This is a genomic window from Nitrospirillum amazonense (assembly GCF_029594735.1).
Taxonomy (GTDB): domain Bacteria; phylum Pseudomonadota; class Alphaproteobacteria; order Azospirillales; family Azospirillaceae; genus Nitrospirillum; species Nitrospirillum amazonense.
Map to the genome: position 1 here is coordinate 1,273,691 of NZ_JARPAF010000004.1, position 26,548 is coordinate 1,300,238.

Here is a 26,548-nt window from a genome sequence, read left to right on the forward strand (position 1 = left end):
TCAGTAGACCGTCTCGCCCGGCGGCACGGCCGACCACGGGGTCAGCACGATGACGTTGCCCTCGGCGTTGCGGGCGCCCAGGATCAGAACCTCAGACAGGAAGCCGGCGATGTTGCGCGGCGGGAAATTACAGACGCAGACCACCTGGGCGCCCACCAGGTCATCGGGGGCGTAGTGCGTGATTTGGGCACTGGACCATTTGATGCCTAGGTCGCCCAGATCCACCGCCACCTTGTAGGACGGGTTGCGCGCTTTGGGGAAAGGCTGGACCTCCGCCACCCGGCCCACGCGGATGTCCAGGTTCAGGAAATTCGCCACCTCCGCCTGCGGCTTCAGGGGTGCCACCGCCATCGTCGTCCTCCCACGCCTCGATGCCTGGGACTATGGCAGGCGGCGGAGGCGCCGTCTTGGCCCAGGCTACGGTTTCCTGGGCCTGGCCTCCACTTCGTCACAAGTCATCATGCCGCCGGCCGGCGCATGAGCGCGGCGTACAGGATGGTGGAAATGAACAGGCCAGTGAACCAGGCGTAGCTGTAGATGGCCTGGAAGAAGGCCGGCACGCCGGCGAAGGCCGCCGGGAAGGCGGTGTGCAGGAAGCCCGGGATATTGGGCAGCACGGCGAGGACGAAGGCCGCCAGGGCCGTCAGGTTCCAGCCGCCGCTGTAGGCGTAGGGTCCGTCAAGGTCGAACAGGCCCTCCAGGCTCAGGCGCGCGCGGCGCACCAGCCAATAGTCGGCCAGCATGATGCCCAGCAGCGGCCCCAGCAGAGCGCCATAGCCCAGCAGCCAGGTGAAGATGTAACCCTCGGTGCTCTCGATCAGCTTCCACGGCATCATGATGACGCCGATGGCGGCGGTGATGTAGCCGCCGCGGCTGAAGTTCACCGCCCGGGGGAAGATGGCGGCGAAGTCGTAGGCCGGCCCCACGGTGTTGGCCGCCAGGTTCACGCACAGCGTGTCGATGACGATGATGGCGAGGCCGATGGCGACGGCAAAGCCCTCCATCCGGCCGGCCAGGTCCACCGGATCCCAGATGGCCTTGCCATAGACGGTAATGGTCGCCGACGTCACGGCCACACTGATGAAGGCCAGGCCCGCCATGGGCAGCGGCAGACCCAGCGCCTGGCCCTGGTACTGGTCCTTCTGACTGCGGGCGAAGCGGGTGAAGTCCGGGATGTTGATGGCCAGGGTGGACCAGTACCCCACCATGGCCGTCAGGCCCGGCAGGAAGGCCGCCCAGAACCCGCCCTCCTTGGCGCCGCCGGAGCCGAACTGCGACGGAGCGGACAGCAGGCTGCCGAAACCGCCGGCCTTGTCATAGGCCCACCACAGCAGCGCCAGGATGATCAGGATCTTCAGGGGCGCCGTCACCGTCTCCACCCAGCGGATGGATTCGGGCCCCTTGGCAATGAAATAGAGGTGCAGGGCCCAGAACAGGAAGAAGCACACCAGCTGGCCGGCGTTGATGCCGACCCAGCCCAGCTTGGCCCCGTCCAGCGCGCCCGCGGTCAGGATGTTGCCGATGGCGTAGATGGCGCTGCCGCCCACCCAGCACTGGATACCGAACCAGCCACAGGCGATCAGCGCGCGCAGCAGGGCGGGCAGCTTGTTGCCGCGCACCCCGAAGGCAGAGCGGACGATGACGGCGAAGGGCACGCCGTACTTGGCGCCGGAATGGCCCACCAGCAGCATGGGCACCAGCACGATCAGGTTGCCCAGCAGCACCGTGCCGACGGCCTGCCACGCCGACATGCCTTGTTCGATCAGGCCCGACGCCAGCATGTAGGAGGGGATGCACATGACCATGCCCACCCACAGCGCCGCGAAGTGTATCCATCGCCAGGTGCGGTGAGCCGCATCCACCGGCGCCAGATCCGCATTCCAGATTTCGGAGGTCGTATCGACCCCGTGCCCTGTGCCCATATGTGCCCCCAGCCCAACCTTATGGTTGCTTATACCTGCGGCAATCCCAATCCCGTTCTCATTTTCTTATTTTTTGAGAAAAATTAGGGCCACTCAGCCCCGGTCTACCCCCGTGGGCTTCAGGGCCTCCTTGCGCTTGGCGGCGGCGTCGAAGCCGGGGGCGAAGGCCGGGCGGTTGACGTGGCGGCCGGCGCCGCGCACAGCCCGCAGGTCGCCGTCCTGCCAGGCGACGCGGCCGGCGGTCAGGGTCACGCGCGGCAGGCCCTTCACCTCCATGCCCTCGAAAATGTTGTAGTCCACGTTCTGGTGATGGGTCTTGGCGGAGATGGTCTTGGTGGCCGCCGGGTCCCACACCACGAGGTCAGCGTCGGCACCGACGGCGACCGAACCCTTGCGCGGGTAGATGTTGAAGATCTGCGCGGCGTTGGCCGAGGTGACCTTGACGAATTCGTTCATGGTCAGCCGGCCGCTGTTCACCCCGTGATGCCACAGCACGGCCATGCGGTCCTCCACCCCGCCCGTCCCGTTGGGGATGCGGGTGAAATCATGGCGGCCGGCGGCTTTCTGCGGCGCGCAGAAGCAGCAATGGTCGGTGGCGGTGGTGTGCAGGGTGCCCGATTGCAGGCCATGCCACAGGGCCGCCTGATGCTCCTTGGGACGGAAGGGCGGGCTCATGACATAGGCGGCCGCCACCTCGAAATCGGGATGGCGGTAGACGCTGTCGTCCACCAGCAGGTGGCCGGCCAGCACCTCGCCATAGACGCGGTGGCCGTCCATGCGGCCGCGCGCGATGGCCTCCAGCGCCTCGCGGCAGCTGACATGCACGATGTACAGCGGCACACCCAGCACCTTGGCGATCTGGATGGCGCGGTTGGCCGCCTCCCCCTCCACCGCCGTGGGGCGGGACAGGGGGTGGGCCTCGGGGCCGGTCAGGCCCTGGGCCAGCAGCTGCTTCTGCAGTTGGAACACCAGCTCGCCGTTCTCGGCATGGACGGTGGGCATGGCCCCCAGTTCCAGGGCACGGGTGAAGCTGTTCACCAGCACCTCGTCATCGCACATGATGGCGTTCTTGTAGGCCATGAAGTGCTTGAAGCTGTTCACGCCGTGCTCACGCACCAGGGTGCCCATGTCGGCGTGCACGCTGTCGTCCCACCAGGTGATGGCGACGTGGAAGGAATAATCGGCCGCCGCCTTCTCCGCCCAGCCGCGCCAGGTGCGGTAGGCCTCCATCACGTTCTGCTTGGGGTTGGGGATGACGAAGTCGATGATCATGGTGGTGCCGCCGGCCAGGCCCGCCGCCGTGCCGGTATAGAAATCATCGCTGGCCACCGTGCCCATGAAGGGCAACTGCATGTGCGTGTGCGGGTCGATGCCGCCTGGCATGACGTAGCAGCCGCCAGCATCCACCACCGTCACGCCCGCCGGCGCGTCCAGGTCCGGTCCTACCGCCTTGATCACCCCATCCTCGGCGTAGACATCGGCGCGGAAGGTCTGGTCGGCGGTGACCACGGTGCCGCCCCGGATCAGGGTGCGGGCGGAGGGGGTGGTGGTCATGGGTAACTCCCTTCTCAATGGACTAAGCGGCGGGCAGCGACAGCCCGGCACCCCGCAGGATGAAGCGCACGACCTCCACCGTGATGGCGTCGAAGTCGCGACGGGTCAGCTTCTTGCGGCCCAGCACGGCCCGCACCTGGGCGTCGAAGTCGGCGTAGTGCTGGGTCACCGCCCAGATGAAGAAAAAGAAGTGCCGGGTATCCACCGGCGCCATGCGGCCCTCGGCGATCCAGCCGTCCAGCACGGCCGACTTCTCATCAACCAGTTTCTTCAGGTCGGACGTCAGGAAACCTTCGATCTCGGCGGCACCGTGGATGATCTCGCTGGCGAAGACCTTGGACACCACCGGGCGGTCGCGCGTGGCCCGCATCTTAGCGCGGATGTAACCCGCCAGCGCCTGGGCCGGGTCACTGTCCGGCGTGACGTGGGCCAGGGGGTCCAGCCATTGCTTCAGGATATCGGCCAGCACGGCGCGGTACAGGTCGTGCTTCGTGCTGAAATAATAATGCACGTTGGCCTTGGGCAGGCCGGCGCGCAGCGCGATGGCCGCCGTGGTGGCGCCACCGTAACCTTGCTCGGCGAACACCTGTTCCGCCGCCGTCAGGATGCGCCGCAGGTTCTCCCGCCGAATCCCGCCCTCGGGCGCCGCGGCCGACGCGTCCGCCCGTACCGTCTTCTGGTCCTTCTTGGACGCTCCCCCAACACCCTGCGCCATCTGTACTCCCAACCCCTCGACCCATTGCCTGGAAAGCGGGTCAGGTGGCGTCGGCCTTGGCCACCACGGCCCGCAACAGAACATTGCACCCAGCCTCACACCATTCCGGATGCGCGTGTTCAATCTCGTTATGGCTGATGCCGTCCACACAAGGAATGAAGATCATCGATGTCGGGGTTACACGGGCGAGGTAGCAGGCGTCGTGCCCCGCCCCGGACACCATGTCGCGGTTGCTGTAGCCCAATTCCGCCACGGCGCCGCGCACGGCATCGACGCAACCCGCGTCGAACTTCACCGGGGCATAGTACCAAATCTGCTCGAATTCCGTTTCCAGGCCGATTTCCTGGGCGACTCGTGTAACCGCGTTACGCAACTTGGCGTCCATCTCCGCCAGCACGGCGTCGTCGGGGTGGCGGAAGTCGACGGTGAAGAACACCCGGCCAGGGATGACATTGCGGGAATTGGGGTGGATCTGCATCAGGCCCACGGTGGCGCAGGCCAAGGGGGCGTGTTCCAGGCCGATACGGTTGACCGCGTCCACCACGCGCGCGGCGCCCAGCAGGGCATCGCGCCGGCGGCTCATGGGCGTAGGGCCGGCGTGGGCCTCTTGCCCGGTGAAGGTGACCTCATACCAGCGCTGGCCCTGGCAGTCGGTGACCACGCCGATGGTCTTGTCCTCCGCCTCCAGGATGGGCCCCTGCTCGATATGCGCCTCGAAGTAGGCGCCCAGGTCGCGGCCGCGAATGGGAGCGTCGCCGGCGTAACCGATGCGCGCCAGCTCCTCCCCCATGGTCTTGCCGTCCAGATCCTTGCGCGACAGGCCATACTCCAGATCGAAGGTGCCGGCGAAAACGCCCGATGCCACCATGGCCGGTGCGAAACGGGACCCTTCCTCATTGGTCCAGGCCACGACCTCGATGGGCGCCTCGGTCTGGTAGTTCAGGTCGTTCAGGGTGCGCACCACCTCCAGCCCGGCCAGCACGCCATAAACGCCGTCGAACTTGCCGCCCGTGGGCTGGCTGTCCAGGTGGCTGCCCATCAGGATGGGCGGCAGCGCGTTATTGCGGCCGGGGCGGCGGGCGAAGATGTTGCCGATGGCGTCCACCGTGATGGTGCAGCCGGCATCCTCACACCAGCGCACGAACAGGTCGCGGCTCTGCTTGTCCAGGTCCGTCAGGGCCAGGCGGCAGACGCCGCCCTTGGGCGTGGCGCCGATCTTGGCCATCTCCATCAGGCTGTCCCACAGCCGGCTGCCATTGATGGCGACGTTCGTTCCGAATTTTGCTTCCGTGCTCATATCGCAAACGCTCCAGCTTATTCGGCGGCTTTTGGCGGCAGGACGCGGGCGGGGTTCTGCGGATGCTCCGGCCAGGTCAGGTAGGGACGGCCCGTCTCCTGCTCATGCATGGTGATGCAGTCCGGCACGGGGCAGACATGGGCGCACAGGTTGCAGCCTACGCATTCCTCATCCACCACCTCGAACAGGCGCTTGCCGTCGCCGGGCAGGATGCGGATGGCCTGGTGCGAGGTGTCCTCGCAGGCGATGTGGCAGCGGCCGCAGTCTATGCACAAATCCTGGTCGATCTTCGCCTTGGTGACGAAGTTCATGTTCAGGTCGTTCCAGTTGACGACGTTGGGCACGGCGCGGCCCTGGAAATCGGCCAGGGTGCGATAGCCCTTCTCATCCATCCAGGCCGACAGCCCGTCGATCATGTCCTCGACAATACGGAAGCCGTAGGTCATGGCGGCGGTGCAGACCTGGACGGAACCGCAGCCCAGGGCCAGGAACTCCGCCGCGTCGCGCCAGGTGCCGATGCCGCCGATGCCGGAGATGGGCAGGCCCCGCGTGTCCGGATTTCGCGCGATCTCCGCCACCATGTTCAGCGCGATGGGCTTCACCGCCGGGCCGCAGTATCCGCCGTGGGTGCCCTTGCCGCCCACGGTGGGCGTGGGTGCCATGGCGTCCAGGTCGATGGAGGCGATGGAATTGATGGTGTTGATCAGCGACACGGCATCGGCCCCGCCGCGCTTGGCCGCTTCCGCCGACCACAGCACGTTGGTGATGTTGGGCGTCAGCTTCACGATCACCGGCAGGCGGGTGGCGTTCTTCACCCAGCGGGTCACCTGCTCCACCATTTCCGGCACCTGGCCGATGGCGGAGCCCATGCCGCGCTCACACATGCCGTGGGGACAGCCGAAGTTCAGCTCCAGCCCGTCGGCGCCCGTCGGCTCGATGCGCCGCGCCAGGCCGGCCCACGCCTCTTCCGTCATCACCGCCATGAGGGAGACGACGACGGCGCGGTCCGGCCAGGCCTTCTTCACCGCCGCGATCTCCCGCAGGTTTACCTCCAGCGGGCGGTCGGTGATCAGCTCGATGTTGTTGAAGCCGATCATGGTGCGGTTGCTGTCCAGCAGGGCGCCATAGCGGCTGCTGACGTTGACCACGGGCGGGTCCTCGCCCAGGGTCTTCCACACCACACCCCCCCAACCGGCCTTGAAGGCCCGGACGACGTTGTATTCCTTGTCCGTGGGCGGGGCGGAGGCCAGCCAGAACGGGTTGGGCGATTTGATGCCGGCGATGGTGCCGCGAAGATCGGCCATGGGTCGTCCCTCCCTGCTCAAGCCTTGAGATAAGCGTCGATGGCGAAGGCCGCCGCCTTGCCGTCCGCCACGGACTGCACGGTCAGGTCCTCGCCGCTTTTGATGCAATCGCCGCCGGCATAGACGCCGGGCAGGCTGGTGGCCAGGGTCTCGTCCACCTGGATGCGGCCCCCCGCCACGGCCAGGCCGTCCAACCCGCCGGGCGCCAGCTTCTGGCCTACGGCCTTCAGCACCACGTCGCAAGGGATGGTCACCGTCTCGCCGGTCCCGACCAGGCGGCCGGCGTCCATCGCCATGCGTTCCAGCACGATGCCGCTGACGGCGCCGCCGGCCCCCAGGATCTCGCGCGGCGCCAGCCAGGTGCGCAGGACCACCCCCTGGGTGCGGGCCAGATCCTGCTCATGCCCGGTGGCGCCCATCTCGGCCGTGCCCCGGCGGTAAGCCATGGTGACCTCCGCCGCCCCCGCGCATAGCGACTGGATGGCGGCGTCCACCGCCGTGTTGCCGCCACCAATGACCACCACCCGGCGCCCAGCCAGGGGGCCGGCCAGGGCCACCGGCGGGGCGGCCCGCTGACGCAGCGCGGCGATGACGTCCACCGCGTCGGCCACACCGGCCAAATTCTCGCCGGCCACGCCCAAGGTGTTGATGCCCGCCAAACCAAGGCCCAGGAACACGGCGTCATGGTCCTGGCGCAGTTGGGCCAGCGTGACGTCGCGGCCCAGGGCCACGCCCGTCTTCACCGTGATGCCGCCCAGGGACAGGATGAAGTCCACCTCGCGCTGGGCGAAATCATCGACCATCTTGTAGGCGGCCAGGCCATATTCGTTCAGGCCGCCGGCCTTGGCCCGGGCCTCGAACACCGTGACCTCGTGCCCCAGCAGGGCCAGCCGGTGGGCGCAGGCGAGGCCGGCCGGGCCGCCGCCCACCACCGCGACATGCTTGCCGGTCGGCGCCTGTCGCGTGAAGGGCTGCACGCCCGCCTTGAACAGCACATCGGTGGCATAGCGTTGCAGCCTGCCGATCAGCACCGGTTCCGCCTCCGCCTTGTTGCGCACGCAGGCCTGCTCGCACAGCACCTCCGTCGGGCAGGCGCGGGCGCAGGTGCCGCCCATGATGTTGGCGTCCAGGATGGTGCGGGCGGCCCCCTTCACATTGCCGGTGCCGATCTTGCGGATGAAGCCCGGAATGTCGATCGCGGTGGGGCAGGCCGTAACACAGGCCGCCTCGTAACAATAGAGACACCGGCTGCTCTCCGCCATGGCCTGCAGGGCGGTGAAGGGGGAGACCAAGTCCCGGTCCAGGCTAAGCTGGTTACTGTGGGCGGCCCCGTTTACGCCACTCATCTACTGCTCCCGTCTTTTCCCGCCCTTTACTGGGCCACCGCCGGAACGGTCGTGCGTTTCCGGCGATCCTGTTCAGAGGTACGCGTGTCGCAGGCGTATGCCTTTGTTCGTTTTATTTTTCGATCTTTATTTTCTGCCAAGCCATTCGTCGCCTTTGGGTCGTCAATCCTCACGGCAGTTCCCGCAGCACCTCGGCCAGCGTGCCGAAGATTTGGTCGATGTGGCTTTTCTCGATAATCAGCGGCGGCGACAGGGCGATGATGTCGCCGGTGGTGCGGATCAGCAGACCCTTCTCGAAGGCGCGCAGGAAGGCGTCGAAGGCGCGCGCCGTGGGCTTGCCGGCGATGGGCTCCAGCTCGATGCCGGCGATCAGGCCCAGGTTGCGCACGTCGATGACATGGGGCAGGCCGCGCAGGCTGTGCGCCGCCTCCTGCCAATAGGACGCCAGTTCCGCCCCCCGGGTCAGCAGCCCCTCTTCCTTGTAGATCTTCAGGGTCGCCAGCCCGGCGGCGGTGGCCAGCGGGTGGCCGGAATAGGTGTAGCCGTGGAACAGCTCGATGGCGTTCTCCGGCCCGGTCATGAAGGCGTCGTAGATGTGGTTCTTGAAGAATACCGCGCCCATGGGAACCGTGGCGTTGGTCAGCCCCTTGGCCGCCGTGATGATGTCCGGCACCACGCCGAAATAGTCGGTGGCGAAGGGCGCGCCCAGGCGGCCAAAGCCGGTGATGACCTCATCGAAGATCAGCAGGATGCCGTGGCGGTCGCAGATGGCCCGCAGCTTTTCCAGATAGCCCTTGGGCGGCAGCAGCACGCCGGTGGACCCCGCCACCGGCTCCACGATCACGGCGGCGATGGTGGAGGCGTCGTGCAGGGTGACGATGCGCTCCAGCTCATCCGCCAAGTGCGCGCCCCATTCCGGCTGGCCTTTGGTGAAGGCCTGGTGTGCCTTGTCATGGGTGTGCGGCAGATGGTCGACGCCGGCCAGCATGGGCCCGAAAAACTTGCGGTTGGTGACGATGCCGCCGACGGAGATACCGCCGAAGCCCACGCCGTGGTAGCCGCGCTCGCGCCCAATGAAGCGGGTGCGCGTCCCCTCCCCCCGGGCGCGATGGTAGGCGAGCGCCACCTTCAGCGCGGTGTCCACGGATTCGGAACCGGAATTGGTGAAGAACACCTTGTCCATGCCGGTGGGCAGCAGGGCCGCCAGTTGCGCCGCCAGCTCGAAGGCGCCCGGATGGCCCATCTGGAAGGCGGGGGCGTAGTCCATGGCCGCCACCTGAGCCTGTACCGCCTGAACGATCTCAGGCCGGCAATGGCCGGCGTTCACGCACCACAGGCCGGCGGTGCCGTCCAGCACCTGGCGCCCGTCGTCGGTGGTGTAGTGCATGTCCTTGGCACCCACGAACAGCCGCGGCGCCTTCTTGAACTGGCGGTTGGCCGTAAACGGCATCCAGAAGGCGTCCATGTTGTTCGGAACGCTGCCGCTCAAGCCCGGGCCGGCCCCACGGCCGTCAGGGGCCGCGTAGGGGATGGAGGGATGGATGCCGAAGCCGTCTTGACGCTGTGCCAAAGCCACTCTCCCAGCAGGCGCCCGGCCCCTGTCGGCCAGGCGGACCCGTATTCTATAGCCCGTAATTTATGGAATGGAGAGTGACATGAATTTGACCATTTGGTCAGGTTTTTTTTGACCGCGCGGCCAGAAAAATGCGCAAAACCGCGCCAGCGCCTGCCGCTGCCTAATTTAATGGCAAAATCCCACCGTTTCCAATCCCCTAAACCCATGGTTGCCGCCGCCCTGACACCCAGGAGGGGCCGGCGCGGACAAAAGAAAAGCGGCCCTGAGGCATCCCCAGGGCCGCTTTCCTTAGATCGTCATCCGTGACGCCGGCGGTCAGCCGACGATCTCGGTGCCGGCGAAGAAGTAGGCGATCTCGATCTTCGCGTTCTCCAGGCTGTCGGAGCCGTGGACGGAGTTGGCTTCGATCGATTCCGCGAATTCCTTGCGGATGGTGCCGGCGTCGGCGTTGGCCGGGTTGGTGGCGCCCATGATCTCGCGGTTGCGGGCCACGGCGTTCTCACCTTCCAGGACCTGCACGACCACCGGGCCGGAGGTCATGAAGGACACCAGGTCGCCGTAGAACGGGCGGGCGGCGTGCACCTCATAGAACTTCTCGGCCTGCTGCTTGGTCATCTGGATGCGCTTCTGCGCGACGATGCGCAGACCGGCTTCCTCGAACTTGGCGTTGATCTTGCCGGTCAGGTTGCGACGGGTGGCGTCGGGCTTAATGATCGAGAAGGTCTGTTCGACGGCCATGGCCGGATCTCCTGGGATTTGATACGAGGAATCTCGAAAGTGGCGGCGTTATATACGGGCGCACGCGGGGCTGCAACTGCCGTAACCCAAGGTTCATGTGCCACACCGGCAACGGGGGCATGTGCGCGGGGGAGAGTGTCGGGGTTCAAAAGGTCTCAATCAAGCTAATCACTTGAACGACGAACAATTTGGCACCCTCCACCGCCTGCGCGGCTCGCTGAGACCCGACCTCAGCGTCGGGTCCGGTTTCATAATCCGCGATCGCCTTGAGATTGTAGGCTTGTGACAGGAAGATACGCATTTCCGGGGCCAACCGCTGGTCATCTTTGGTCAAACGCAGGAATTCCGTCTGAACCCCGTTATGGGTCTTCGCGATCTTACCGGTGTGCTCGAAAATGCATGGTAAGCCGCAAGATACGCGTTGCGGCCGGCGGCATCGTTCAGGCCGCCGCGCAGCATGGTAGCCGTCTCATCCAGTAGATGACGCGCCTTGGCCAGAAACTGCTCAGCCTCTGGCGTCATAAGAAGACGCCATCCTGCCGGATTTCATGCATCAACGGCGTGCGTTCATTATAAGCCGACGCGAGATAGGGCTTGGCGTCAAAGAACGCGCCGGTTGCATCAATCATGCGCACCCGCAAGGCCGCCAGCCGATCCAGTTCCTTCCAGCGATCGGTGAGGGATTTCAGGAATATAGCCACATCGTAGTCGGAATCCGCCCGCGCGTCCCCCCGGGCGCGGGAACCGAAAAGCACCACACGGTCAAGCCGGTCGCCATACATCTCATCAATGGCGGAACGGAAACGGTAGAGAACGGGATCGTCTGTCAGCGCCATGAAAACGACCTTCTGTCCTGAGGGACCCGGCGGTATCGTAGCACAACGACCGGCAAGGCAGGCTGAATCTGCAACCGCCTCAGTCGCGTCGTCTTGTCCATTCGCCCCTGCCATCCATGCGCGCCTCATGCTAAGAGGGCCGCCATGCTGACCATCACCGACCTCACCTACCGCATCGCCGGCCGCACCCTTCTGGACCAGGCCTCCGTCGTCGTGCCCAAGGGCCACAAAGTGGCGCTGGTGGGGCGCAACGGCACAGGCAAGTCCACCCTGTTCAAGCTGATTGCGGGAGAGCTGCACCCCGACGGTGGGGAGATCACCCTACCCGGCGGCGTGCGCATGGGCATGGTGCGGCAGGAGGTGCCTGCCGGCGCCACCAGCCTGCTGGACACGGTCATGGCGGCGGACACCGAACGCACCGCCCTGCTGGCGGAGGCCGAGACCGCCACCGATCCCACACGCATCGCGGAGGTGCATACCCGCCTGGCCGACATCGGTGCCCATTCGGCGGAAGCACGGGCGGCGCAGATCCTGTCCGGCCTGGGTTTCGACGCGGCAGCGCAGCAACGGCCGTGCGCCGACTTCTCCGGCGGATGGCGCATGCGCGTGGCGCTGGCCGGCGTGCTGTTCACCCAGCCCGACCTGCTGCTGCTGGACGAGCCGACCAACCATCTGGACCTGGAAGCCACGGTGTGGCTGGAGAGCTATCTCAAGAACTACCCCCACACCATCCTGCTGATCAGCCATGACCGGGAGCTGCTGAACAAGGTCCCGACCACGACCATCCACCTGGATCAGCAGAAGCTGACCGCCTACAGCGGCGGCTATGACCAGTTCGTCACCGTGCGCGCCGCCAAACTGGAGAACCTGAAGGCCCAGTCGGCCAAGCAGGAAGCCCAGCGCAAACATATGCAGGACTTTGTGGACCGCTTCCGCGCCAAGGCCACCAAGGCCAAGCAGGCGCAAAGCCGCCTGAAGGCGCTGGAGAAGCTGGGCCCGGCCATCACCGTGCTGGAGGAGCACCGCACCCGGTTCGACTTCCCCTCACCCGAGGAGTTGTCGCCACCGCTGATCAACATGGACGGCGCCGTCGTCGGCTATGGCGACAAGGCCATCCTGCGCAACCTGAACCTGCGCATCGATCCCGAGGACCGCATCGCCCTGCTGGGCGCCAACGGCAACGGCAAGTCCACGCTGGTGAAGATGCTGGCCGGGCGGCTGGCCCCCATGGGCGGCGAGGTCCGACGCTCCTCCAAGCTGAAGGTCGGCTACTTCGCCCAGCACCAAGCGGAAGAGCTGAACCTGGCCTGGACGCCGGTGCAGCAGACCCAGGCCGCCATGAAGGGGACCACCGAGCAGCAGGTGCGCAACCACCTGGGCCGCTTCGGCTTCCCCCAGGTGAAGGCCGACACCCTGATCCGCGACCTGTCGGGCGGGGAAAAGGCGCGGCTGCTGTTCGCGCTGATGAGCCGCGAGGCGCCGGGCATCCTGCTGCTGGACGAGCCGACCAACCACCTGGACATCGACAGCCGCGAGGCCCTGGTGGAGGCCATCAACGGCTATCAGGGCGCCGTCATCCTCATCAGCCACGACCCCCACCTGGTGGAACTGACGGCCGACCGGCTGTGGCTGGTGGCCGACGGCACGTGCAAGCCCTATGACGGCGACCTGGACGAATACCGCGCCTGGCTGCTGGACCAGCGGCGCAGCGACAGCGCCTCACGCGACGTCACCCCCGCCGCCGGCCGTGACCGCAAGGAAGAGCGGCGGGCCGCCGCCGAGCTGCGCCAGCAATTGGCCCCCCTGCGCCGCAAGGTGGAGGACGCGGAAAAGCGCATGGGCCAGCTGGGCACCAAGAAGGCCAAGCTGGACGAGAAGCTGGCCGACCCCGCCCTGTACCAGGGTCCGAAGGAGGCTGTGACCAAGCTGCAGATCGAGCTGGGCCAGGTGCAGAAGGACCTGGACGCCGCCGAAGAAGCCTGGCTGACCCTGTCGGAACAGCTGGAGGAAGCGATGGCGGCAGGGGCATGAGCCAACACACGATGCCGCCCAGCGCCCGTGCCCTGCGCCCCACCGCCGCACCCCGCCCCTAAAGTCTAATCCGGAATTGCGTAACGGAAACGGGGGTGTAACACACCCGTCATTGCAAATCGGGGCGGTGCATGCCATCTCTGCCCCTATGTTCCGTGCACGCGACCGTTTCGGGGGCCTGGGCCCCCCGAGTACCGACCTGAACAGAGCCTTGACGCCCCGGTTTGGGCGCACCGCCGCTGGAATGCCGATGCTGAGGAACGCCTGAATCATGCCGACCGACCGCGCCGAGACGACCTTGAACGGCAAGAAGTTCGCCGCCCGGGGTTCCGCCCAGAGCTGCCATCCGCGCGGCCATTCCCCCCGGGCGCAGAGCCCGGCCAATGAGAATCCCGCCTGGCTGTTCTTCCGCCGCTGGGCCGCCAACCCCGTCTCCATCGCCTCCATCACCCCCTCGGCACCGTCGCTGGGTCGCCTGATGGCCCGCCATGTGCGGCGCGAGGCGGATGAGATCGTGGTGGAGTATGGTGGCGGCACGGGCGCCATCACCAAGGCCCTGCTGGACTCCGGCATCCCCGCCTCGCGCCTGTTCGTCATCGAGCGGGACAAGGAACTGCACGCCTACATGACGGCCAAGTTCCCCGGCGTCACCGTGCTGCTGGGCGATGTGAAGGACGTGCGCAGCCTGCTGCCGCCGCAATGGGTGGGCAAGGTCGGCACCATCGTCTGCGGCATCCCCATGATCCTGATCCCGGCGGAAGCGCAGCGCCTTATCATGGATGAGGCCTATGCCGTCATGCCTAAGGGCCGGCAATTCCTGTCCTTCACCTATTCCCTGCGCTCCCCCCTGCGCCGCCAGGCCCTGCACCTGTCGGGCAAGCGCCTGGGCTGGGCCGTCTCCAACATTCCGCCGGCGGCGGTATGGGGCTATACGCGGGACTGAGGCGCGACGCGTCAGAAGTTGGGGCGCTGCGGCGCCACCGCCTCCCCGGGAAGGGAATCGGCCGCTGGCCGCGCCCTCAGTCCCCCCACATACCGCCCAAGGGCACGCAACGCGCGCTGCATCGGCTGGTCAAACGTGAGGCTGACCAGCAGGGAAGCGGCATAGAGCAGCAAGAGGCCGGCGAGGAAAAGCCCGCGCAGGGCCCATCCGCCCGCAGTGAACGCCGGCAGGTTCAATTCCAGCGCCAGTAGCAGCGGCATGTGAAGAATATAGAGGGGATAGGACAAGGCGCCCGCCCGATCGGCGAAGCGGCCCAGTCGCAGCATGCCATGACGTTCCAGCCCCGCCAGGCCCAGCAGCGTGACGGCGAACAGGACGGACATCCGCATCATCATGGCCGGCGTCCCATAGTCCCTGCCCCAATCGATCTCCGGCAACGTCGCCAGGATGGTCACCACGCCCAGCGCCACCAGGGCCAAGCTGGCCCGGGGACCCGGGCGGCGTTTGAGGAAGATCCAGCCGGCGGCCAGCCCCGCGATGAAATAAAAATTGAAGTAACTGAAAAGCCGCTCGCCCAAATAGGTTTCCACCACGTGATTGAGCCAGGTGGGATGCGGCAGGCGCAGCATGTCCAGCGCCGGCCACGGCACCCACCGCCAAAGGGTGGCGCCGATCCAGAGGGCCAGGATGGGACGGCCAACGCGCGGCATCAGCGCCAAGCCAAAGAAGAAATAGAACACCAGCTCATGGCGCAACGACCAGGCGGCGGGAATGAAATCCTTATCGTGCCAGGGCGAGAGCAGATACATCTGCGCCAGCGACGCCGGCGCCACGGTGCTGTGCAGGTAGTAAACCGGGATCAGCAAGGCCAACCAATAAGTGGGATAGATGCGGCACAGCCGCCGCCACCAGAAGCGCGGCGCGGCGGCGGCGTCGCCCCAATCCCGGTGATGCGCCGTCATCATGACAAAGCCGGACAGCACGAAGAAATAAGTCACGCCGAACGCCCCGGGAGGCCGCCATCCGCCCAAGAGCGGATCCGTGCCCGGGGCCGCCAGCTTGTTCACCCACAGGAGGAGGTGAGTCAGGACGATGATGGTCGCGGCAAGGAAACGGCCAAGTTCCAGCGTACGCAGCTTGGCTGCACCCACGCCCGTGTCCCGATCCGGTCGACCATCTGCATGTGATGCCAAGGAGCCTGTTCCCCAACCAACCCCAAGACGCCCAGGCAGTGGACAGAGCACCCCAAGATCGTCGCAGGACCACCACGACTTATGTTTGCAGTCTAGAGACCGTTTCCCCCGACATCAAGCATGCCGCCAGAGGCGGCCAGGGCGACATCAAGCATGCCGCCGGAGGCGGCCGGGGCGGCATCAGCCACCGCCGCCACGACCCAGTCGGTGAAGGCCGTCATGGCCGGCGTCGGCGCCCGCGCCGATGCCCAGACCAGCCAGTGGGCCACCTGGGGCGTCTCCACCACCACCTCCGGGAACAACGACACCAACGTGCCGGCCCGCACGCGATCCTGGACCAACAGAGCCCGGCCCATGGCGATGCCCTGCGCCTCCACCGCCGCCTGCAGCACGATGTTGTAGTCGGTGAGCTGCACCGTGCGGGCCGCCTGCAACTCCACGCCCGCCGCCGCCGCCCACACCCGCCACTCCAGCGGGCGGATGGTGAACAGCAGCGGATGGGCAAGAAGGTCACCTGGCGCCCGGAGCGGCGGCCCACGCCGCAGAAGGGCGGGTGCGGCCACGGGTGCCAGGCGGTCCATGTGCAGCAACCGGCCCGCCAAGCCGTCACCGGGCTCCGGCCCCGCGCCATAGCGGATGCCGATGTCGGCCTCGCCATTCGGCACGTCCACCTTGCGCAGCGTGGGGTCCAGGACCAGGTCGATGTCCGGGTGGGCGGCGGCAAAGCGGTCCAGGCGCGGCACCAGCCAGTTGGCGGCGAAGGACGGGACCATGCTGACCCGCAGCGTCTGGCGCGTTGCATGGGCCCGCACGTCGCGCGTGGCCTCCGCGATCAGGCCGAAGGCCTGGCGCACCGCCGCCAGATATTGGGCGCCCGCCTCCGTCAAGGTCACGCCCCGGGCGTGGCGGAGGAACAGGGGCACGCCCAGGCTGTCCTCCAGTTGGCGGATGTGGTGGCTGACGGCGCTCTGGGTGATCAGCAGTTCCTCCCCCGCCTGGCGAAAACTGAGCAGCCGGCCGGCCGCCTCGAAGGCGCGCAGGGCCGGCAGAGGCGGCAGGATGGGGGACAGGCGCATGGACCGGACTGTAACCTGCGACCGACCCATGAGCCAGATCGATCGCTCCCCCGTGCCCCTTTGAATTGGCGGCGAGCGTTGTCCGCGGGCATCCTGGCGCCACATTATTGAATTCCGCCGTCAAGGAATGCCGCCGCCATGCCCGTCTCGATCGCCGGAAAGGTCCAGTCCCTGGGCCTGACCCTGCCGCAGCCCTCCAGCCCTGCCGCCAACTATGTCTCCACCACCCGGGTGGGCCCCTTGCTGTTCGTGGCGGGGCAGATCGATCCGGCGGGCGCCCAGGGCCGGCTGGGGGACCAGGTCGCGGTGGAGGATGGCGTGCGCGCGGCCCAGGCCGCGGCCCTGAACGTAATCGCCCATATCGCCAAGGCGGCCGGCGACGACCTGGCCAAGGTGCGCCAGGTGCTCAAGCTAACCGTCTTCGTCGCCAGCGCGCCGGACTTCACCCAGCAGCCGCTGGTGGCCAACGGCGCGTCGGACCTGATGGTGGCCGTGTTCGGCGAAGCCGGGCGCCACGCCCGATCCGCTGTCGGTGCCGCCGCCCTGCCGCGCGGCGCGGCGGTGGAGGTCGAGGCCATCATCGAATTGGCGGAGTGATCCCCATGCCCGTCCTGACCGATGCCCTGATCGAAGCGCTGCGCGCCGATACGCCCGGCTGCACGGGCCCCCGCGTGCACTTCAACCACGCCGGCGCCAGCCTGTCCTCCCGCCAGACGCTGGCGGCCATCACCGATCATCTGGCCCTGGAGGCCGAGGTCGGCCCCATGGAGGCGGCGGTGATGGCGGCGGACGGCGTGGCCCGGACGCGCGCGGCGGCGGCCACCCTGCTGAACGCCACCCCGGAGGAAATCGCCTTCGCCACCGGCGGATCCGCCGCCTGGGGCACCGCCATCGCCAGCCTGCCGCCCTTGCGCCCCGGTGACCGCGTTCTGGTTGGCCGCCAGGAATGGGGCGGCAACCTGACCACCCTGCGCGACAAAGCCGCCCGCGCCGGCGCCGGAGTGGAGGTGATTCCCAGCCTGGAGGACGGCCGGGTGGACGCCGAGGCCCTGGCCGGCCTGATCGACGACCGCGTGCGGCTGGTCAGCCTGACCTGGGGGGCGGCCAATGGCGGCCTGGTCAATGACGCGGCGGCGGTGGGCCGGGTGACCCGCGCCGCCGGCATCCCCTATGTCATCGACGCCGCCCAGGTGGTGGGGCAAATCCCCGTAGACGTGCGGGTGCTGGGCTGCGATATGCTGAAGGCACCGGGGCGCAAGCACCTGCGGGGGCCACGCGGCACCGCCCTGCTGTATGTCCGCCGCGATTTCCTGGACAAGGTCACGCCGGCCTGGCTGGACGTGCAGTCCTCGCCCTGGGCCACGCATTGGGGGGCAGACCATGGCCCGGTGTCGCCCCGCGATGACGCCCGCCGCCTGGAATCGTCGGAGGCCTCGGTGGCCCTGCTGCTGGGCCTGGGCAACGCCTTGGAGCAAGCTCTGGCTCTTGGCATCGACCACATCCGCGCCCGCATCCACCATCTGGCGCAAGGCCTGCGCGGACGACTGGACGCCATCCCCGGCGTCACTGTGCGCGACATCGGCGATCCGGAAACGCGCAGCGGCCTGGTGTCCTTCACGGTGGAAGGCCTGGCCGGCTCGGCGGTGCGCGCCCGGCTGATGGACCAGGGCCTGACCCTGGGCGCCAACGGCGTGCCCTACACGCCGCTGGACATGACAGCGCGGGGCCTGACGGAAATCGCCCGCGCGTCCCTGAGCTATCTGACGACGGAGGCTGAGTTGGACCGCCTGGCCGACGCCATCGCCAGACTGGCGCCCTAAACCTTGCGCGGGGCCTGGGCCAGCAGGGCGTCGGTTAGGCCCGGGGGCAGAACACCCAGCAGCCAGGATACAGCATAGGTGGGCCAGGGGAAGGCGATGCGCGCCCGGTTGGCGGCCAAGCCCCGCACGACGATGCGCGCGGCCTTGTCCGCGTCCATCAGGAAGGGCATGGGGAAGCTGTTCACCGCCGTCATGCGGCTGCGCACGAAGCCGGGGCAGATGACGTTGACCTGCACCCCCTTGCCCATCAGTTCCCCCCGCAGGCCCTCGCCATATGACCGCACCGCCGCCTTGGAAGCACAGTAGGCGGGCGCCCCCGGCATGCCGCGGAAGGCGGCCAGCGAGGACATCAGCGCCAGTTGCCCGCGCTTGCGCGCGACCATGCGGGGGATCAGGGGGTGGACGGTGTTCAGCACGCCCTCGATGTTCACGGCCAGGATGCGGCGCGCCTGCTCCTCCGTCTCACCCGAGGTGGCGGCGGCGCCGCCGCCGGTGCCGCCGGAGATGCCGGCGTTGGCGATGGCAAGGTCGATGGGCACGCCGTCGTCCGCCGCCTTGATCCAATCGGCCAGGGCCTGGCGATCCAGCACGTCCAGCGCCGCCGCCGTCACCCGGGCGCCCTTGGCGCGCGCGGCCTCGGCCACCGCGTCCAGCCGCGCCGAATCACGGCCGGTCAGCCACAGTTGGCGGCCTCGCGCCGCATAGGCCAGGGCCAGGGCCTCGCCAATGCCGCTGGAGGCGCCGGTGATCAGTATGCTGTTCGGCGACTGCACCGCCCTTCCCCCTTCGTTCGTCCCCGTATCGTCAATGTGGCCGCGCACTTACCGCAACCGGCCCACCCCCGGGCCTTGCTTGTTTGTCGCCGCCGCCACGGGCTATAACCCTAGCCTCAAGACGATGCAGCATGTCTCGCCGCCGGTCCAGCCGGCAGCGCGGCGGAAATTGCGTCCCTGTCGCCCTCCTCCTTCCCTTGGACCCGCCCTTTGAGCAAGACTTCCCCCCTCGCCAGCATGACCGGCTTCGCCCGCGCGGAAGGCGCCGCCGGCGGCACCTCGTGGATCGTCGAGGTGAAGAGCGTCAATGGCCGCGCGCTGGACCTGCGCACCCGCCAGCCCTCCGGCTTCGACGCCATCGAGGCCCTGGCCCGTGCGGAGGTGAACCGCCTGATCCGCCGTGGCAACGTCACCCTGAACCTGACCGTCAACCGCACCGCCGCCGCCGCGCCGCTGCGCCTGAACCGCGAGTTCCTGGCCCAGGTGCTGGAACTGGCGCGGGAGATCGAGGGGGCGGGCGCCGCCCCGCCCCGCATCGACGCCCTGCTGTCCGTACGCGGCGTCATCGACACGGGCGAGGAGACGGAACAGCCGGAAGAACGGGCGGAACTTGAGGCTGCCATCGGTAAGACCGTGACGCAGGCCATCCTGGCCCTTGCCAGCGCCCGCGCCGCCGAGGGTGCCCGCCTGCACGCCGTACTGACCGGCCACCTGGATGAGATCGCGTCGCTGACCGAGGCCGCCGCCAGCACCGCCGCGCTGCAGCCCGCGGCACTCCGCGACAAGCTGAAGGCCCAGGTGCAGGCCCTGCTGGACGCCGTGCCGGCCCTGCCGGAGGAACGACTGGCCCAGGAGGCGGCCCTGCTGATCGCCAAGGCCGACGTGCAGGAGGAACTGGACCGGCTGCGCGCCCATATCGCCCAGGCCCGCGACATGCTGGCCGAGGGGGCCGCCGTGGGCCGGCGCCTGGACTTCCTGTGCCAGGAATTCAACCGTGAGGCCAATACCCTCTGTTCCAAGTCCGCCGACGTGGAACTGACCCGCATCGGTCTGTCCTTGAAGGCCACGATCGAGCAGTTCCGCGAACAGGTTCAGAATATCGAATGAGCACGCCCCCCCTAGTGAGTACGCCCATGACCGCCGACGCCCCGTCCCCCGCCCTGCCTCCCTACATGCATCGCCGCGGCCTGATGCTGGTGCTGTCCTCGCCGTCCGGTGCGGGCAAGACCACCATCGCCCGCCGCCTGCTGGAGCAGGACGATGAGCTGACCATGTCGGTCTCCGCCACCACCCGCGCCAAGCGGCCGGGCGAGGTGGCCGGCGTGGACTACCACTTCACCAGCCTCACCGAGTTCGACCTGATGGTGAACCAGGGCAAGCTGCTGGAATACGCCAAGGTCTTCGACAACTACTACGGCACCCCGCGCGAGCCGGTGGAGCAGGCGCTGGCCGGCGGCCGCGACGTGCTGTTCGACATCGACTGGCAGGGCACGCAGCAGCTGAAGGAAAAGGCCCGCGACGATCTGGTCAGCATCTTCATCCTGCCGCCGTCGGCCCGCGAACTGGAACGCCGCCTGACTAGCCGCGCCCAGGACAGCCAGGCCGAGATCGCCAAGCGCATGAGCAAGGCGGCCAACGAGATGAGCCACTGGGCCGAGTACGACTACGTCATCATCAACAACGACGTGGACAGCTCCGTCGCCAAGGCCCACGCCATCCTGACCGCCGAACGCCTGGTGCGCCGCCGCCAGGTGGGCCTGTCGGAGTTCGTGAAGGGCCTGCAGGCGGGGGTGTGAGCCCTTACTCCGCCACGCTCGCCGCCCGCACCCCCGCCAGGAAGCGTTTGGCCTGATCGATCAGGGCGCGGCGGCGGGCGGTGTCCTCCGCGTGGCGGGCGGCCTCGGCGGCCACGTCTGAGCCGCAATGGGGGCAGGTCTCTTCATGCGGCCAGATGTACTGGTCGCAGCCCCGGCAGACGTCCAGCTTCGGCGGGGTGGTGCCGCCGCCCGCCGCGCGTTCGCGGGGGTGGATGTGTACCTGGGCCGGGTTGTGCGCCGGCAGGGGTGGGGCGTCCGTCACGCCCGGGATGGCCTCGGTGATCAGGGCGAATTCACCGATGGCGAAGCTTTCCGGCGGCGCCTCCTTCACCTTCACCACCCGCTCGCGCAGGCCATGCTTGGCCAGGTCCAGCACCCTGTGGTGGCAATAGGGGTTGTTGCCCCGTCGGCCCAGCAGCGATTCGGATGTCCAGGTGCAGCCGGCGCGGCAGGCATCGGCGTAGTAGCAGGTGCGGCAATAGCCCCACATCTCCTCCACCGAGCGCAGGCGGCCGAAGCTGATACGTTCGGTATGGCGCCAGATGTCCTCCACCGTCATGTCGCGCACATGGCCGGCGGAATAGAGCGAGGTGGCCAGCGAGGGGCAGCCCTTGATGGTGCCGTCGGCCTCGATGCCGATGGTGGTCTGGCCGGCCGCGCAGCCGGTCCAGTGCATGGTCTCGTCGCCATAGCCGCGCCACATGCGCTCATAGGGGCCGAAATAGCCGATGTTGTTGCCCACGATCATCAGCAGCCCGCGCTCCACCCCCTCCTGGTACAGGCGGGCCAGCAGCGGCATGACGTCGATCAGCTGATAGGGCTGCAACAGCAGGTCGGGGTTATCGACGGCGTTGCCCATGGCCACGGTCAGCTGGATCTGCCAGTGGGTGGCGCCCGCTTCGATGATGCGGTCCATCAGGTCCGGCAGGTGGGCCGGCGTCTCCGGCCCGATCTGGGTGTTGACCGACACGTCCAGGCCCAGCACCTTGGCCCGGCGCAGCGCGCTGATGGCCTGGTCGTAGGAGCCGGAGACACCGCGCACCCGGTCGTGCAACTCCGGCAGGCCGTCGATGGAGACGCCCAATCCCTGCAGGCCCGCCTCCACCGCCTGGTCCAGGCGGGCGTCTGTCAGGTTGCGGGCGCCGGTCTGGATGGCGGTGCGCATACCATGCGCACGGCAGCGGCGCACGATGTCGATCCAGTCGCGGCGCAGATACGCCTCCCCCCCGATCAGGGTCATCTCCCGCGTGCCCAGGGCCGCCAGCTGGTCCACCAGGTCCAGCGCCTCCGCCGTCGTCAGCTCATCGGCGCGGGGCCGGCCAGCGCGGGAGCCGCAGTGCTGGCACTTCAGATTGCAGGCCAGCGTGATCTCCCACACCACGTGCACCGGCACCAGGTTGTGGTGGTCCTCCATTCGGCGGAAGCGGACGGGCGCCTCCTGGGATGGTGGCAGGGCGGACGCGCTGATGTCCATGGGGCGGGTTCCTTGAAAAATAGGCGGGAAAGCGGCCGGCACCCGAAAGCGCCGGCCGGCCTCAAGACGACACCGGGCTCAGGGCTTGCGCGCCTCGGCCTTGGCGATCTCCAGCTTCAGGTGCGTCAGCAGGGTGGGGACGTCGCCGTACTGCTGCACATGCGCCTCGGCCTCGGCGGCCAGCTTCTTCAGCTCCGCCAGGTCGCCCTTGGCGATGGCGTCGGTGATGGCAACGCCGTAAAGGACGTGAAGGGATGACATGGTTTTCCTCCCGGGTTTGGCGCTTGGGATCAGTGCTTGCCGGCCTCGGCCTTGGCGATCTCCAGCTTCAGGTGCGTCAGCAGGGTGGGGACGTCGCCGTACTGCTGCACATGCGCCTCGGCCTCGGCGGCCAGCTTCTTCAGCTCCGCCAGGTCGCCCTTGGCGATGGCGTCGGTGATGGCAACGCCGTAAAGGACGTGAAGGGATGACATGGTTTTCCTCCCGGGTTTGGCGCTTGGGATCAGTGCTTGCCGGCCTCGGCCTTGGCGATTTCCACCTTCAGCAGCTGCAGCACGGTGGCGACGTCACCGTATTCCTGCAGGTGCTTCTCGGCCTCGGCGTGCAGGCTCTTCAGGTGCGCCAGGTCGCCCTTGGCGATGGCCTGGGTGGCGGCGACGGCGTAAAGGGGAATGTGGCTCATGATATTTCCCTCATAAGTTGTGATTTCGGATATGAAAAGGCCCCGTCCCGGCTGGCAGGATCAGGGCGTCTTGCCGGCCTCGAGCTTAGCGATGGCCGCCTTCAGGTGCGTCAGCAGCGTCGGGATATCGCCGTAGCGCTGGACATGGTCCTCGGCCAGGGCCTTGGCCCGCTTCATTTCCTCCAGGTCGCCGCTCGCGATGGCCTGGGTGATGGCAACGCCATAGGGTTGGATGATCGTCATTGTTTTCCCCACTGTTTTGAAAGGGCCACTGTTTTCGAAGGGTCGCGGAAGGCACGCGGGTGCGACCGCCCCGCCTGGGGGCGGGGACCTGACATCATCGAATGGTCAAAAACAGCACGGTCCCTGCGGACCGGGGGGCGGGTCCAGCGTCTGGGCGCCGCCTCCCGAGCGGCAGGATGGTCAGGCCACGGCTTCGTTGTATTGGCCGAACTTTTCTGGCCCGAGGCCGCCCGGGAGTCAACTTAAATGATTGCAATATGCAGTTAATACAACTTTATGGAATCACTCCCGCCCCGGCCGCCAGATGGCGCCGCTGAGGGTGGCGGCAACACACAGCGCGGCGGAGGCCAGGGATGCCGCGGCCACCAGGCTGAACAAAATGTCGAGGCCGGCGCCCAAACCCACCGCCAGCCACCCCAACCCCGCCGCGACAATCAGGCGCAGCGTACCCGCCAGGAAAGCCCACAGGGGTCGGCCACCGCCCTGAGAGGCGAAGCCAAGGATGAAGGTCAGGCCCACAGCGCCATAAACCGGCCCCACCGTGCGCAGGTAATGGGCGCCATGGGCCAACACGGCGGGGTCGTGGCTGAACAGGTCAACCCAGGCGGACGGCCACAGCGCCACGGCCAAGCCAATCATCTCCGTCACCGCGGCCCCCATCAGGGCGCCGATCCAGGCGACACGGCGCGCTCGGGCCTGGTTGCCCGCTCCCATGGCTGTGCCCACCAAGGTCAGCACCGCCGTACCCAGGCCGAACAGCAGCGGGATCAGCAGGTAGTCGAGGCGGGAGCCCATGCCGAAGCCGGCCAGCGCCTCCGTCCCGAAGCGGCCGACGGCGCCGGTCACCAGGAGGGTGATCAGGTTCAGTTGCAAGGCGCTGAGGGCCGAGACGATGCCCACGCCCAGGATGTCCCGGAACAGCCGCCCCTCCAGCGGCACCCGGCGCAGGACCAGGCCCGACCGGCCGCGCACCATATAGGCCAGCAGCACCAGCGCCGCCACGGTGTAATAGCCGCTGACCGCCATACCGGCGCCGGCGACACCGAAGCCGTGAATGGGCCCGATGCCGAAGATCAGGAAGGGCGACAGCGGGATCATGACCGCCGCCCCCACCAGGGTGACCAGCGCCGGCACCCGCACATTGCCGATGCCGCGCAGCACGGCCGACATGAGGTTGATGATCCAGACCGGAATGGCGCCGGCGAACAGCCAGCCGGAATAGGACAGCGCCGCGTCCAGCGCCCCGCCGGTGCCGCCCAGCGTTCGATACAGCGCCGGCCCGCCCAGCCGCAGGGCCAGGGTGAAGACCAGGCCGAAGGCGATGGCCAGGACCAGGGCGTGGAACACCAGGGCGTTGGCATCGCGCACCCGTCCCGCCCCCATGGCACGTGATACCGCCGCCGCCACGCCGCCGCCGATACCGCCGGCCGCCACCATGGTCATCAGCATGGACACCGGCAACACCAGGGCCGCCCCCACCAGGGCGTCCGTGCCCAGCGCGCTGACATAATACGTCTCCGCCACGCCGACGGCCGTCTGGATGACCAGCACCACGATGGTGGGCAGGGCCAGACGCAGCATGGTCGGCACGATCGGCTCGTGCAGCAGGGCGTGGCGGGCGGGGGGCACCGGCTTGGCCTCCACCCGGGCGCCTTCCCCGGCCCCGGATAAGGTCTCCGCCGGCGCCGTGCCGATGTCGGTGGTCATGATTCTCGTCCCCGTCTGGATGAAATAGGCGGATATGCTCTTAAATAGAAGCATATACTCCTATCTGGCGCGGTGCGCCAGCGCCTGATAAAACAGCGGCGGAAGGAGAGCGGAATGAGTTTCGACCAGCAGCGCGACGGCGTCGCCCATTGCAACTGCGGCGCCCTACGACGGGCGGCGCGGCGGATGACCAATTTCTATGACGCCAAGCTGGCGCCTGCCGGTCTGCGCATAACGCAGTTCTCGATGCTGGCGATGGTGTACGAGGCCGGCACGCTGTCGGTGAACGAGATGGCGGCGCGTCTGGATCTGGACCGCACCACCACCGGCAAGAATTTGCGCCCGCTGGAGCGGGAGGGCCTGATCCAGACCACCCCCTGCCCCACCGACCGGCGCAGCCATGAGATTACCCTGACCGACAAGGGCCGCGAGGCCCTGCGCGCCGGCACCCCCCTATGGCGGGAAGCCCAGCGGGAATTCGAGGCGGCCAATGGCGAGGACGAGACGGCCGCCCTGCGCCAAACACTGGGCGGCCTGAGCATCCCAATCTGACCGGCCCGCCTAGAACGAGACGCGGCCGGTGAAGACCCAGGCGTGGTCCAGGGTCGGGGTCAGCGCCGGCTCCCGCTGCAGGCTGGGCGAAACGGCGAACTGGTAACCGAAGCCGAAGTTGGCCTTGGAATGGCCGCCCAGCGGGAAGCGGCCGAAGATGATACCAGGGGTCAGCAGCACCTGGTTCTTGCCGTCGCGCAGGCCGCCGGACCAGTAGGTATCGTTCACCTCCAGCTCCGGCCAGAAATAGTCGTCCAGGTGGTACTGGAAGGTGACGTTGGTGGCCACCGCCGTGCCGATGGTGTTCTCATGCGCCATGGGGATGGCCACGCCCAGGGTGCCCTGCACGTCGAAGCGGCCGAAGCCCTTGCCGGCGGCCAGCGTCGGCGTCACCAGCCAGGCGTCGTTGGTGAAGGCCTTGATGCCGGTGGGCGCCTGGAAGCCCAGGAAGGCCGTGACGATGTAGTCGCCTTGCGCCGCATTGGCGGACAGCAGGCGCTGCTTCACCAGCAGCACGGGGTCATCCCCGAAGCCCTGCACCGGCTTGACGTTGCTGCGCACCTGATAGGGCGGGATGTTCAGCACCACCTCGGTGGTGGCGGAGGGGATCAATTCCAGACCTTTGCCGCCGCCATAGTTGCGAACCATGGCGCCGGTGCCCTGGTACTGGTTGGTCTGGTCGAAGCGGAATTCCTGCTCCAGCCGCGGGGTCACCGTGACCAGGGGTGTCACCCAGCTGGGCTGGGTCGACTGGGCTTGGTCCACGCGGGTGTACCAATTGTCGAAGTAATCGCTGATGGCATCGGTGCCTGCTGCATGCGCCGAGCCAGCCAGCGCGCCTAAGACAAGCAAACTTGACACCACAGCGCCGACGGCGGTGTGACGGATCATGATGAGGACTTCCTACGGGATTTTCGTTATATTTCCCCGTATACATCGCCCTCAGCCG

Annotated in this window: 28 protein-coding genes; 7 read left to right on the plus strand and 21 right to left on the minus strand. The window is 67.7% G+C overall.

Annotation, left to right across the window (positions count from 1 at the left end; translation table 11 throughout):
• The 11 genes from P5F91_RS26370 to P5F91_RS26420 form a co-directional block, all read right to left on the minus strand.
• Complete coding sequence (locus tag P5F91_RS26370; RefSeq protein ID WP_145610169.1) at window positions 1-351, minus strand: tRNA-binding protein; 351 nt, start codon at window positions 349-351, stop codon at window positions 1-3.
• Between the two features lie 107 nt (window positions 352-458).
• Window positions 459-1,922, minus strand: coding sequence for an NCS1 family nucleobase:cation symporter-1 (locus tag P5F91_RS26375; protein WP_277908701.1), 1,464 nt, complete (start codon window positions 1,920-1,922; stop codon window positions 459-461).
• 93 nt (window positions 1,923-2,015) lie between these two features.
• Window positions 2,016-3,476 (minus strand): dihydropyrimidinase, encoded by a 1,461-nt coding sequence (hydA, locus tag P5F91_RS26380; RefSeq protein ID WP_145610171.1) that lies wholly within the window; start codon window positions 3,474-3,476, stop codon window positions 2,016-2,018.
• A 22-nt stretch (window positions 3,477-3,498) separates the two neighbouring features.
• Window positions 3,499-4,191 carry a TetR/AcrR family transcriptional regulator gene (locus P5F91_RS26385; protein ID WP_145610172.1) on the minus strand — a complete coding sequence of 231 codons (693 nt, stop codon included), beginning with the start codon at window positions 4,189-4,191 and terminating at the stop codon, window positions 3,499-3,501.
• Window positions 4,192-4,231: 40 nt separating this feature from the next.
• Window positions 4,232-5,488, minus strand: a complete 1,257-nt coding sequence (locus tag P5F91_RS26390; RefSeq protein WP_277908702.1) for a Zn-dependent hydrolase — start codon at window positions 5,486-5,488, stop codon at window positions 4,232-4,234.
• A gap of 17 nt (window positions 5,489-5,505) precedes the next feature.
• Window positions 5,506-6,792 carry an NAD-dependent dihydropyrimidine dehydrogenase subunit PreA gene (preA, locus tag P5F91_RS26395; RefSeq protein WP_277908703.1) on the minus strand — a complete coding sequence of 429 codons (1,287 nt, stop codon included), beginning with the start codon at window positions 6,790-6,792 and terminating at the stop codon, window positions 5,506-5,508.
• Window positions 6,793-6,809: 17 nt separating this feature from the next.
• The gene (locus tag P5F91_RS26400) at window positions 6,810-8,138 is read right to left on the minus strand and encodes an NAD(P)-dependent oxidoreductase (protein ID WP_277908704.1); all 1,329 of its coding nucleotides are present in this window, start codon (window positions 8,136-8,138) and stop codon (window positions 6,810-6,812) included.
• 169 nt (window positions 8,139-8,307) lie between these two features.
• On the minus strand, window positions 8,308-9,603 hold the full coding sequence (gene aptA, locus P5F91_RS26405; RefSeq protein WP_145610447.1) for an omega-aminotransferase AptA: 1,296 nt from the start codon (window positions 9,601-9,603) through the stop codon (window positions 8,308-8,310).
• A 426-nt stretch (window positions 9,604-10,029) separates the two neighbouring features.
• Window positions 10,030-10,452 (minus strand): nucleoside-diphosphate kinase, encoded by a 423-nt coding sequence (ndk, locus tag P5F91_RS26410; protein ID WP_040844830.1) that lies wholly within the window; start codon window positions 10,450-10,452, stop codon window positions 10,030-10,032.
• Between the two features lie 145 nt (window positions 10,453-10,597).
• On the minus strand, window positions 10,598-10,786 hold the full coding sequence (locus P5F91_RS26415) for a hypothetical protein (RefSeq protein ID WP_246134324.1): 189 nt from the start codon (window positions 10,784-10,786) through the stop codon (window positions 10,598-10,600).
• Window positions 10,787-10,970: 184 nt separating this feature from the next.
• Window positions 10,971-11,288: a nucleotidyltransferase domain-containing protein gene (locus P5F91_RS26420; RefSeq protein WP_145610176.1), complete on the minus strand. Its 318-nt coding sequence runs from the start codon at window positions 11,286-11,288 to the stop codon at window positions 10,971-10,973.
• 144 nt (window positions 11,289-11,432) lie between these two features.
• On the opposite strand from P5F91_RS26420, the gene P5F91_RS26425 reads away from it, so the two are divergent.
• Together P5F91_RS26425 and P5F91_RS26430 are read left to right on the plus strand one after the other, a co-directional pair.
• Window positions 11,433-13,319, plus strand: coding sequence for an ABC-F family ATP-binding cassette domain-containing protein (locus tag P5F91_RS26425; RefSeq protein ID WP_145610177.1), 1,887 nt, complete (start codon window positions 11,433-11,435; stop codon window positions 13,317-13,319).
• 271 nt (window positions 13,320-13,590) lie between these two features.
• Entirely contained in the window at window positions 13,591-14,262 is a 672-nt protein-coding gene (locus P5F91_RS26430; protein ID WP_246134326.1) for a class I SAM-dependent methyltransferase, read from the plus strand.
• Window positions 14,263-14,273: 11 nt separating this feature from the next.
• Here the strand turns inward: P5F91_RS26430 and P5F91_RS26435 are convergent, their stop codons facing one another.
• Both P5F91_RS26435 and gcvA read right to left on the minus strand, forming a co-directional pair.
• Entirely contained in the window at window positions 14,274-15,413 is a 1,140-nt protein-coding gene (locus P5F91_RS26435; protein WP_277908705.1) for an acyltransferase family protein, read from the minus strand.
• 134 nt (window positions 15,414-15,547) lie between these two features.
• Window positions 15,548-16,531, minus strand: a complete 984-nt coding sequence (gene gcvA, locus P5F91_RS26440) for a transcriptional regulator GcvA (protein ID WP_277908706.1) — start codon at window positions 16,529-16,531, stop codon at window positions 15,548-15,550.
• A 138-nt stretch (window positions 16,532-16,669) separates the two neighbouring features.
• On the opposite strand from gcvA, the gene P5F91_RS26445 reads away from it, so the two are divergent.
• Window positions 16,670-17,128, plus strand: coding sequence for a RidA family protein (locus P5F91_RS26445; RefSeq protein ID WP_277908707.1), 459 nt, complete (start codon window positions 16,670-16,672; stop codon window positions 17,126-17,128).
• A 5-nt stretch (window positions 17,129-17,133) separates the two neighbouring features.
• The gene (locus tag P5F91_RS26450; RefSeq protein WP_277908708.1) at window positions 17,134-18,351 is read left to right on the plus strand and encodes an aminotransferase class V-fold PLP-dependent enzyme; all 1,218 of its coding nucleotides are present in this window, start codon (window positions 17,134-17,136) and stop codon (window positions 18,349-18,351) included.
• Here P5F91_RS26450 and P5F91_RS26455 read toward each other — a convergent pair.
• Entirely contained in the window at window positions 18,348-19,124 is a 777-nt protein-coding gene (locus tag P5F91_RS26455; protein WP_277908709.1) for an SDR family NAD(P)-dependent oxidoreductase, read from the minus strand. The two genes, P5F91_RS26450 and P5F91_RS26455, sit on opposite strands and share 4 nt — an antisense overlap.
• Before the next feature lie 237 nt (window positions 19,125-19,361).
• Here P5F91_RS26455 and P5F91_RS26460 point away from each other — a divergent pair, with 237 nt between their 5' ends.
• A complete protein-coding gene (locus tag P5F91_RS26460) occupies window positions 19,362-20,231 on the plus strand; it encodes a YicC/YloC family endoribonuclease (protein ID WP_277908944.1) in 870 nt (289 codons plus the stop codon).
• A gap of 26 nt (window positions 20,232-20,257) precedes the next feature.
• Entirely contained in the window at window positions 20,258-20,920 is a 663-nt protein-coding gene (gene gmk / locus P5F91_RS26465; protein ID WP_145610451.1) for a guanylate kinase, read from the plus strand.
• A 4-nt stretch (window positions 20,921-20,924) separates the two neighbouring features.
• Here the strand turns inward: gmk and P5F91_RS26470 are convergent, their stop codons facing one another.
• The 6 genes from P5F91_RS26470 to P5F91_RS26495 form a co-directional block, all read right to left on the minus strand.
• Entirely contained in the window at window positions 20,925-22,415 is a 1,491-nt protein-coding gene (locus tag P5F91_RS26470; RefSeq protein WP_277908710.1) for a GDL motif peptide-associated radical SAM/SPASM maturase, read from the minus strand.
• Between the two features lie 78 nt (window positions 22,416-22,493).
• On the minus strand, window positions 22,494-22,676 hold the full coding sequence (locus tag P5F91_RS26475) for a DUF1843 domain-containing protein (RefSeq protein ID WP_277908711.1): 183 nt from the start codon (window positions 22,674-22,676) through the stop codon (window positions 22,494-22,496).
• Window positions 22,677-22,705: 29 nt separating this feature from the next.
• Window positions 22,706-22,888 carry a DUF1843 domain-containing protein gene (locus P5F91_RS26480; RefSeq protein ID WP_277908712.1) on the minus strand — a complete coding sequence of 61 codons (183 nt, stop codon included), beginning with the start codon at window positions 22,886-22,888 and terminating at the stop codon, window positions 22,706-22,708.
• Window positions 22,889-22,917: 29 nt separating this feature from the next.
• Window positions 22,918-23,097: a DUF1843 domain-containing protein gene (locus tag P5F91_RS26485; RefSeq protein ID WP_145610184.1), complete on the minus strand. Its 180-nt coding sequence runs from the start codon at window positions 23,095-23,097 to the stop codon at window positions 22,918-22,920.
• A gap of 60 nt (window positions 23,098-23,157) precedes the next feature.
• On the minus strand, window positions 23,158-23,340 hold the full coding sequence (locus P5F91_RS26490) for a DUF1843 domain-containing protein (protein WP_040847170.1): 183 nt from the start codon (window positions 23,338-23,340) through the stop codon (window positions 23,158-23,160).
• Window positions 23,341-23,622: 282 nt separating this feature from the next.
• Window positions 23,623-25,047: an MATE family efflux transporter gene (locus tag P5F91_RS26495; RefSeq protein ID WP_145610185.1), complete on the minus strand. Its 1,425-nt coding sequence runs from the start codon at window positions 25,045-25,047 to the stop codon at window positions 23,623-23,625.
• A gap of 114 nt (window positions 25,048-25,161) precedes the next feature.
• Here P5F91_RS26495 and P5F91_RS26500 point away from each other — a divergent pair, with 114 nt between their 5' ends.
• Window positions 25,162-25,599 carry a MarR family winged helix-turn-helix transcriptional regulator gene (locus P5F91_RS26500; protein ID WP_145610186.1) on the plus strand — a complete coding sequence of 146 codons (438 nt, stop codon included), beginning with the start codon at window positions 25,162-25,164 and terminating at the stop codon, window positions 25,597-25,599.
• Between the two features lie 9 nt (window positions 25,600-25,608).
• Here P5F91_RS26500 and P5F91_RS26505 read toward each other — a convergent pair whose 3' ends face one another.
• Window positions 25,609-26,490: a hypothetical protein gene (locus P5F91_RS26505; RefSeq protein ID WP_145610187.1), complete on the minus strand. Its 882-nt coding sequence runs from the start codon at window positions 26,488-26,490 to the stop codon at window positions 25,609-25,611.
• Window positions 26,491-26,548: the final 58 nt, after the last annotated feature.

Excerpts from the sequence above, each read along its gene's own strand:
- P5F91_RS26370 (WP_145610169.1), bottom strand. The coding sequence starts at position 351 with ATGGCGGTGGCACCCCTGAAGCCGCAGGCGGAGGTGGCGAATTTCCTG.
- P5F91_RS26375 (WP_277908701.1), bottom strand. The coding sequence starts at position 1,922 with ATGGGCACAGGGCACGGGGTCGATACGACCTCCGAAATCTGGAATGCG.
- hydA (WP_145610171.1), bottom strand. The coding sequence starts at position 3,476 with ATGACCACCACCCCCTCCGCCCGCACCCTGATCCGGGGCGGCACCGTG.
- P5F91_RS26385 (WP_145610172.1), bottom strand. The coding sequence starts at position 4,191 with ATGGCGCAGGGTGTTGGGGGAGCGTCCAAGAAGGACCAGAAGACGGTA.
- P5F91_RS26390 (WP_277908702.1), bottom strand. The coding sequence starts at position 5,488 with ATGAGCACGGAAGCAAAATTCGGAACGAACGTCGCCATCAATGGCAGC.
- preA (WP_277908703.1), bottom strand. The coding sequence starts at position 6,792 with ATGGCCGATCTTCGCGGCACCATCGCCGGCATCAAATCGCCCAACCCG.
- P5F91_RS26400 (WP_277908704.1), bottom strand. The coding sequence starts at position 8,138 with ATGAGTGGCGTAAACGGGGCCGCCCACAGTAACCAGCTTAGCCTGGAC.
- aptA (WP_145610447.1), bottom strand. The coding sequence starts at position 9,603 with ATGGACGCCTTCTGGATGCCGTTTACGGCCAACCGCCAGTTCAAGAAG.
- ndk (WP_040844830.1), bottom strand. The coding sequence starts at position 10,452 with ATGGCCGTCGAACAGACCTTCTCGATCATTAAGCCCGACGCCACCCGT.
- P5F91_RS26420 (WP_145610176.1), bottom strand. The coding sequence starts at position 11,288 with ATGGCGCTGACAGACGATCCCGTTCTCTACCGTTTCCGTTCCGCCATT.
- P5F91_RS26425 (WP_145610177.1), top strand. The coding sequence starts at position 11,433 with ATGCTGACCATCACCGACCTCACCTACCGCATCGCCGGCCGCACCCTT.
- P5F91_RS26430 (WP_246134326.1), top strand. The coding sequence starts at position 13,591 with ATGCCGACCGACCGCGCCGAGACGACCTTGAACGGCAAGAAGTTCGCC.
- gcvA (WP_277908706.1), bottom strand. The coding sequence starts at position 16,531 with ATGCGCCTGTCCCCCATCCTGCCGCCTCTGCCGGCCCTGCGCGCCTTC.
- P5F91_RS26445 (WP_277908707.1), top strand. The coding sequence starts at position 16,670 with ATGCCCGTCTCGATCGCCGGAAAGGTCCAGTCCCTGGGCCTGACCCTG.
- P5F91_RS26450 (WP_277908708.1), top strand. The coding sequence starts at position 17,134 with ATGCCCGTCCTGACCGATGCCCTGATCGAAGCGCTGCGCGCCGATACG.
- P5F91_RS26460 (WP_277908944.1), top strand. The coding sequence starts at position 19,362 with ATGACCGGCTTCGCCCGCGCGGAAGGCGCCGCCGGCGGCACCTCGTGG.
- gmk (WP_145610451.1), top strand. The coding sequence starts at position 20,258 with ATGACCGCCGACGCCCCGTCCCCCGCCCTGCCTCCCTACATGCATCGC.
- P5F91_RS26470 (WP_277908710.1), bottom strand. The coding sequence starts at position 22,415 with ATGGACATCAGCGCGTCCGCCCTGCCACCATCCCAGGAGGCGCCCGTC.
- P5F91_RS26475 (WP_277908711.1), bottom strand. The coding sequence starts at position 22,676 with ATGTCATCCCTTCACGTCCTTTACGGCGTTGCCATCACCGACGCCATC.
- P5F91_RS26480 (WP_277908712.1), bottom strand. The coding sequence starts at position 22,888 with ATGTCATCCCTTCACGTCCTTTACGGCGTTGCCATCACCGACGCCATC.
- P5F91_RS26485 (WP_145610184.1), bottom strand. The coding sequence starts at position 23,097 with ATGAGCCACATTCCCCTTTACGCCGTCGCCGCCACCCAGGCCATCGCC.
- P5F91_RS26490 (WP_040847170.1), bottom strand. The coding sequence starts at position 23,340 with ATGACGATCATCCAACCCTATGGCGTTGCCATCACCCAGGCCATCGCG.
- P5F91_RS26495 (WP_145610185.1), bottom strand. The coding sequence starts at position 25,047 with ATGACCACCGACATCGGCACGGCGCCGGCGGAGACCTTATCCGGGGCC.
- P5F91_RS26500 (WP_145610186.1), top strand. The coding sequence starts at position 25,162 with ATGAGTTTCGACCAGCAGCGCGACGGCGTCGCCCATTGCAACTGCGGC.
- P5F91_RS26505 (WP_145610187.1), bottom strand. The coding sequence starts at position 26,490 with ATGATCCGTCACACCGCCGTCGGCGCTGTGGTGTCAAGTTTGCTTGTC.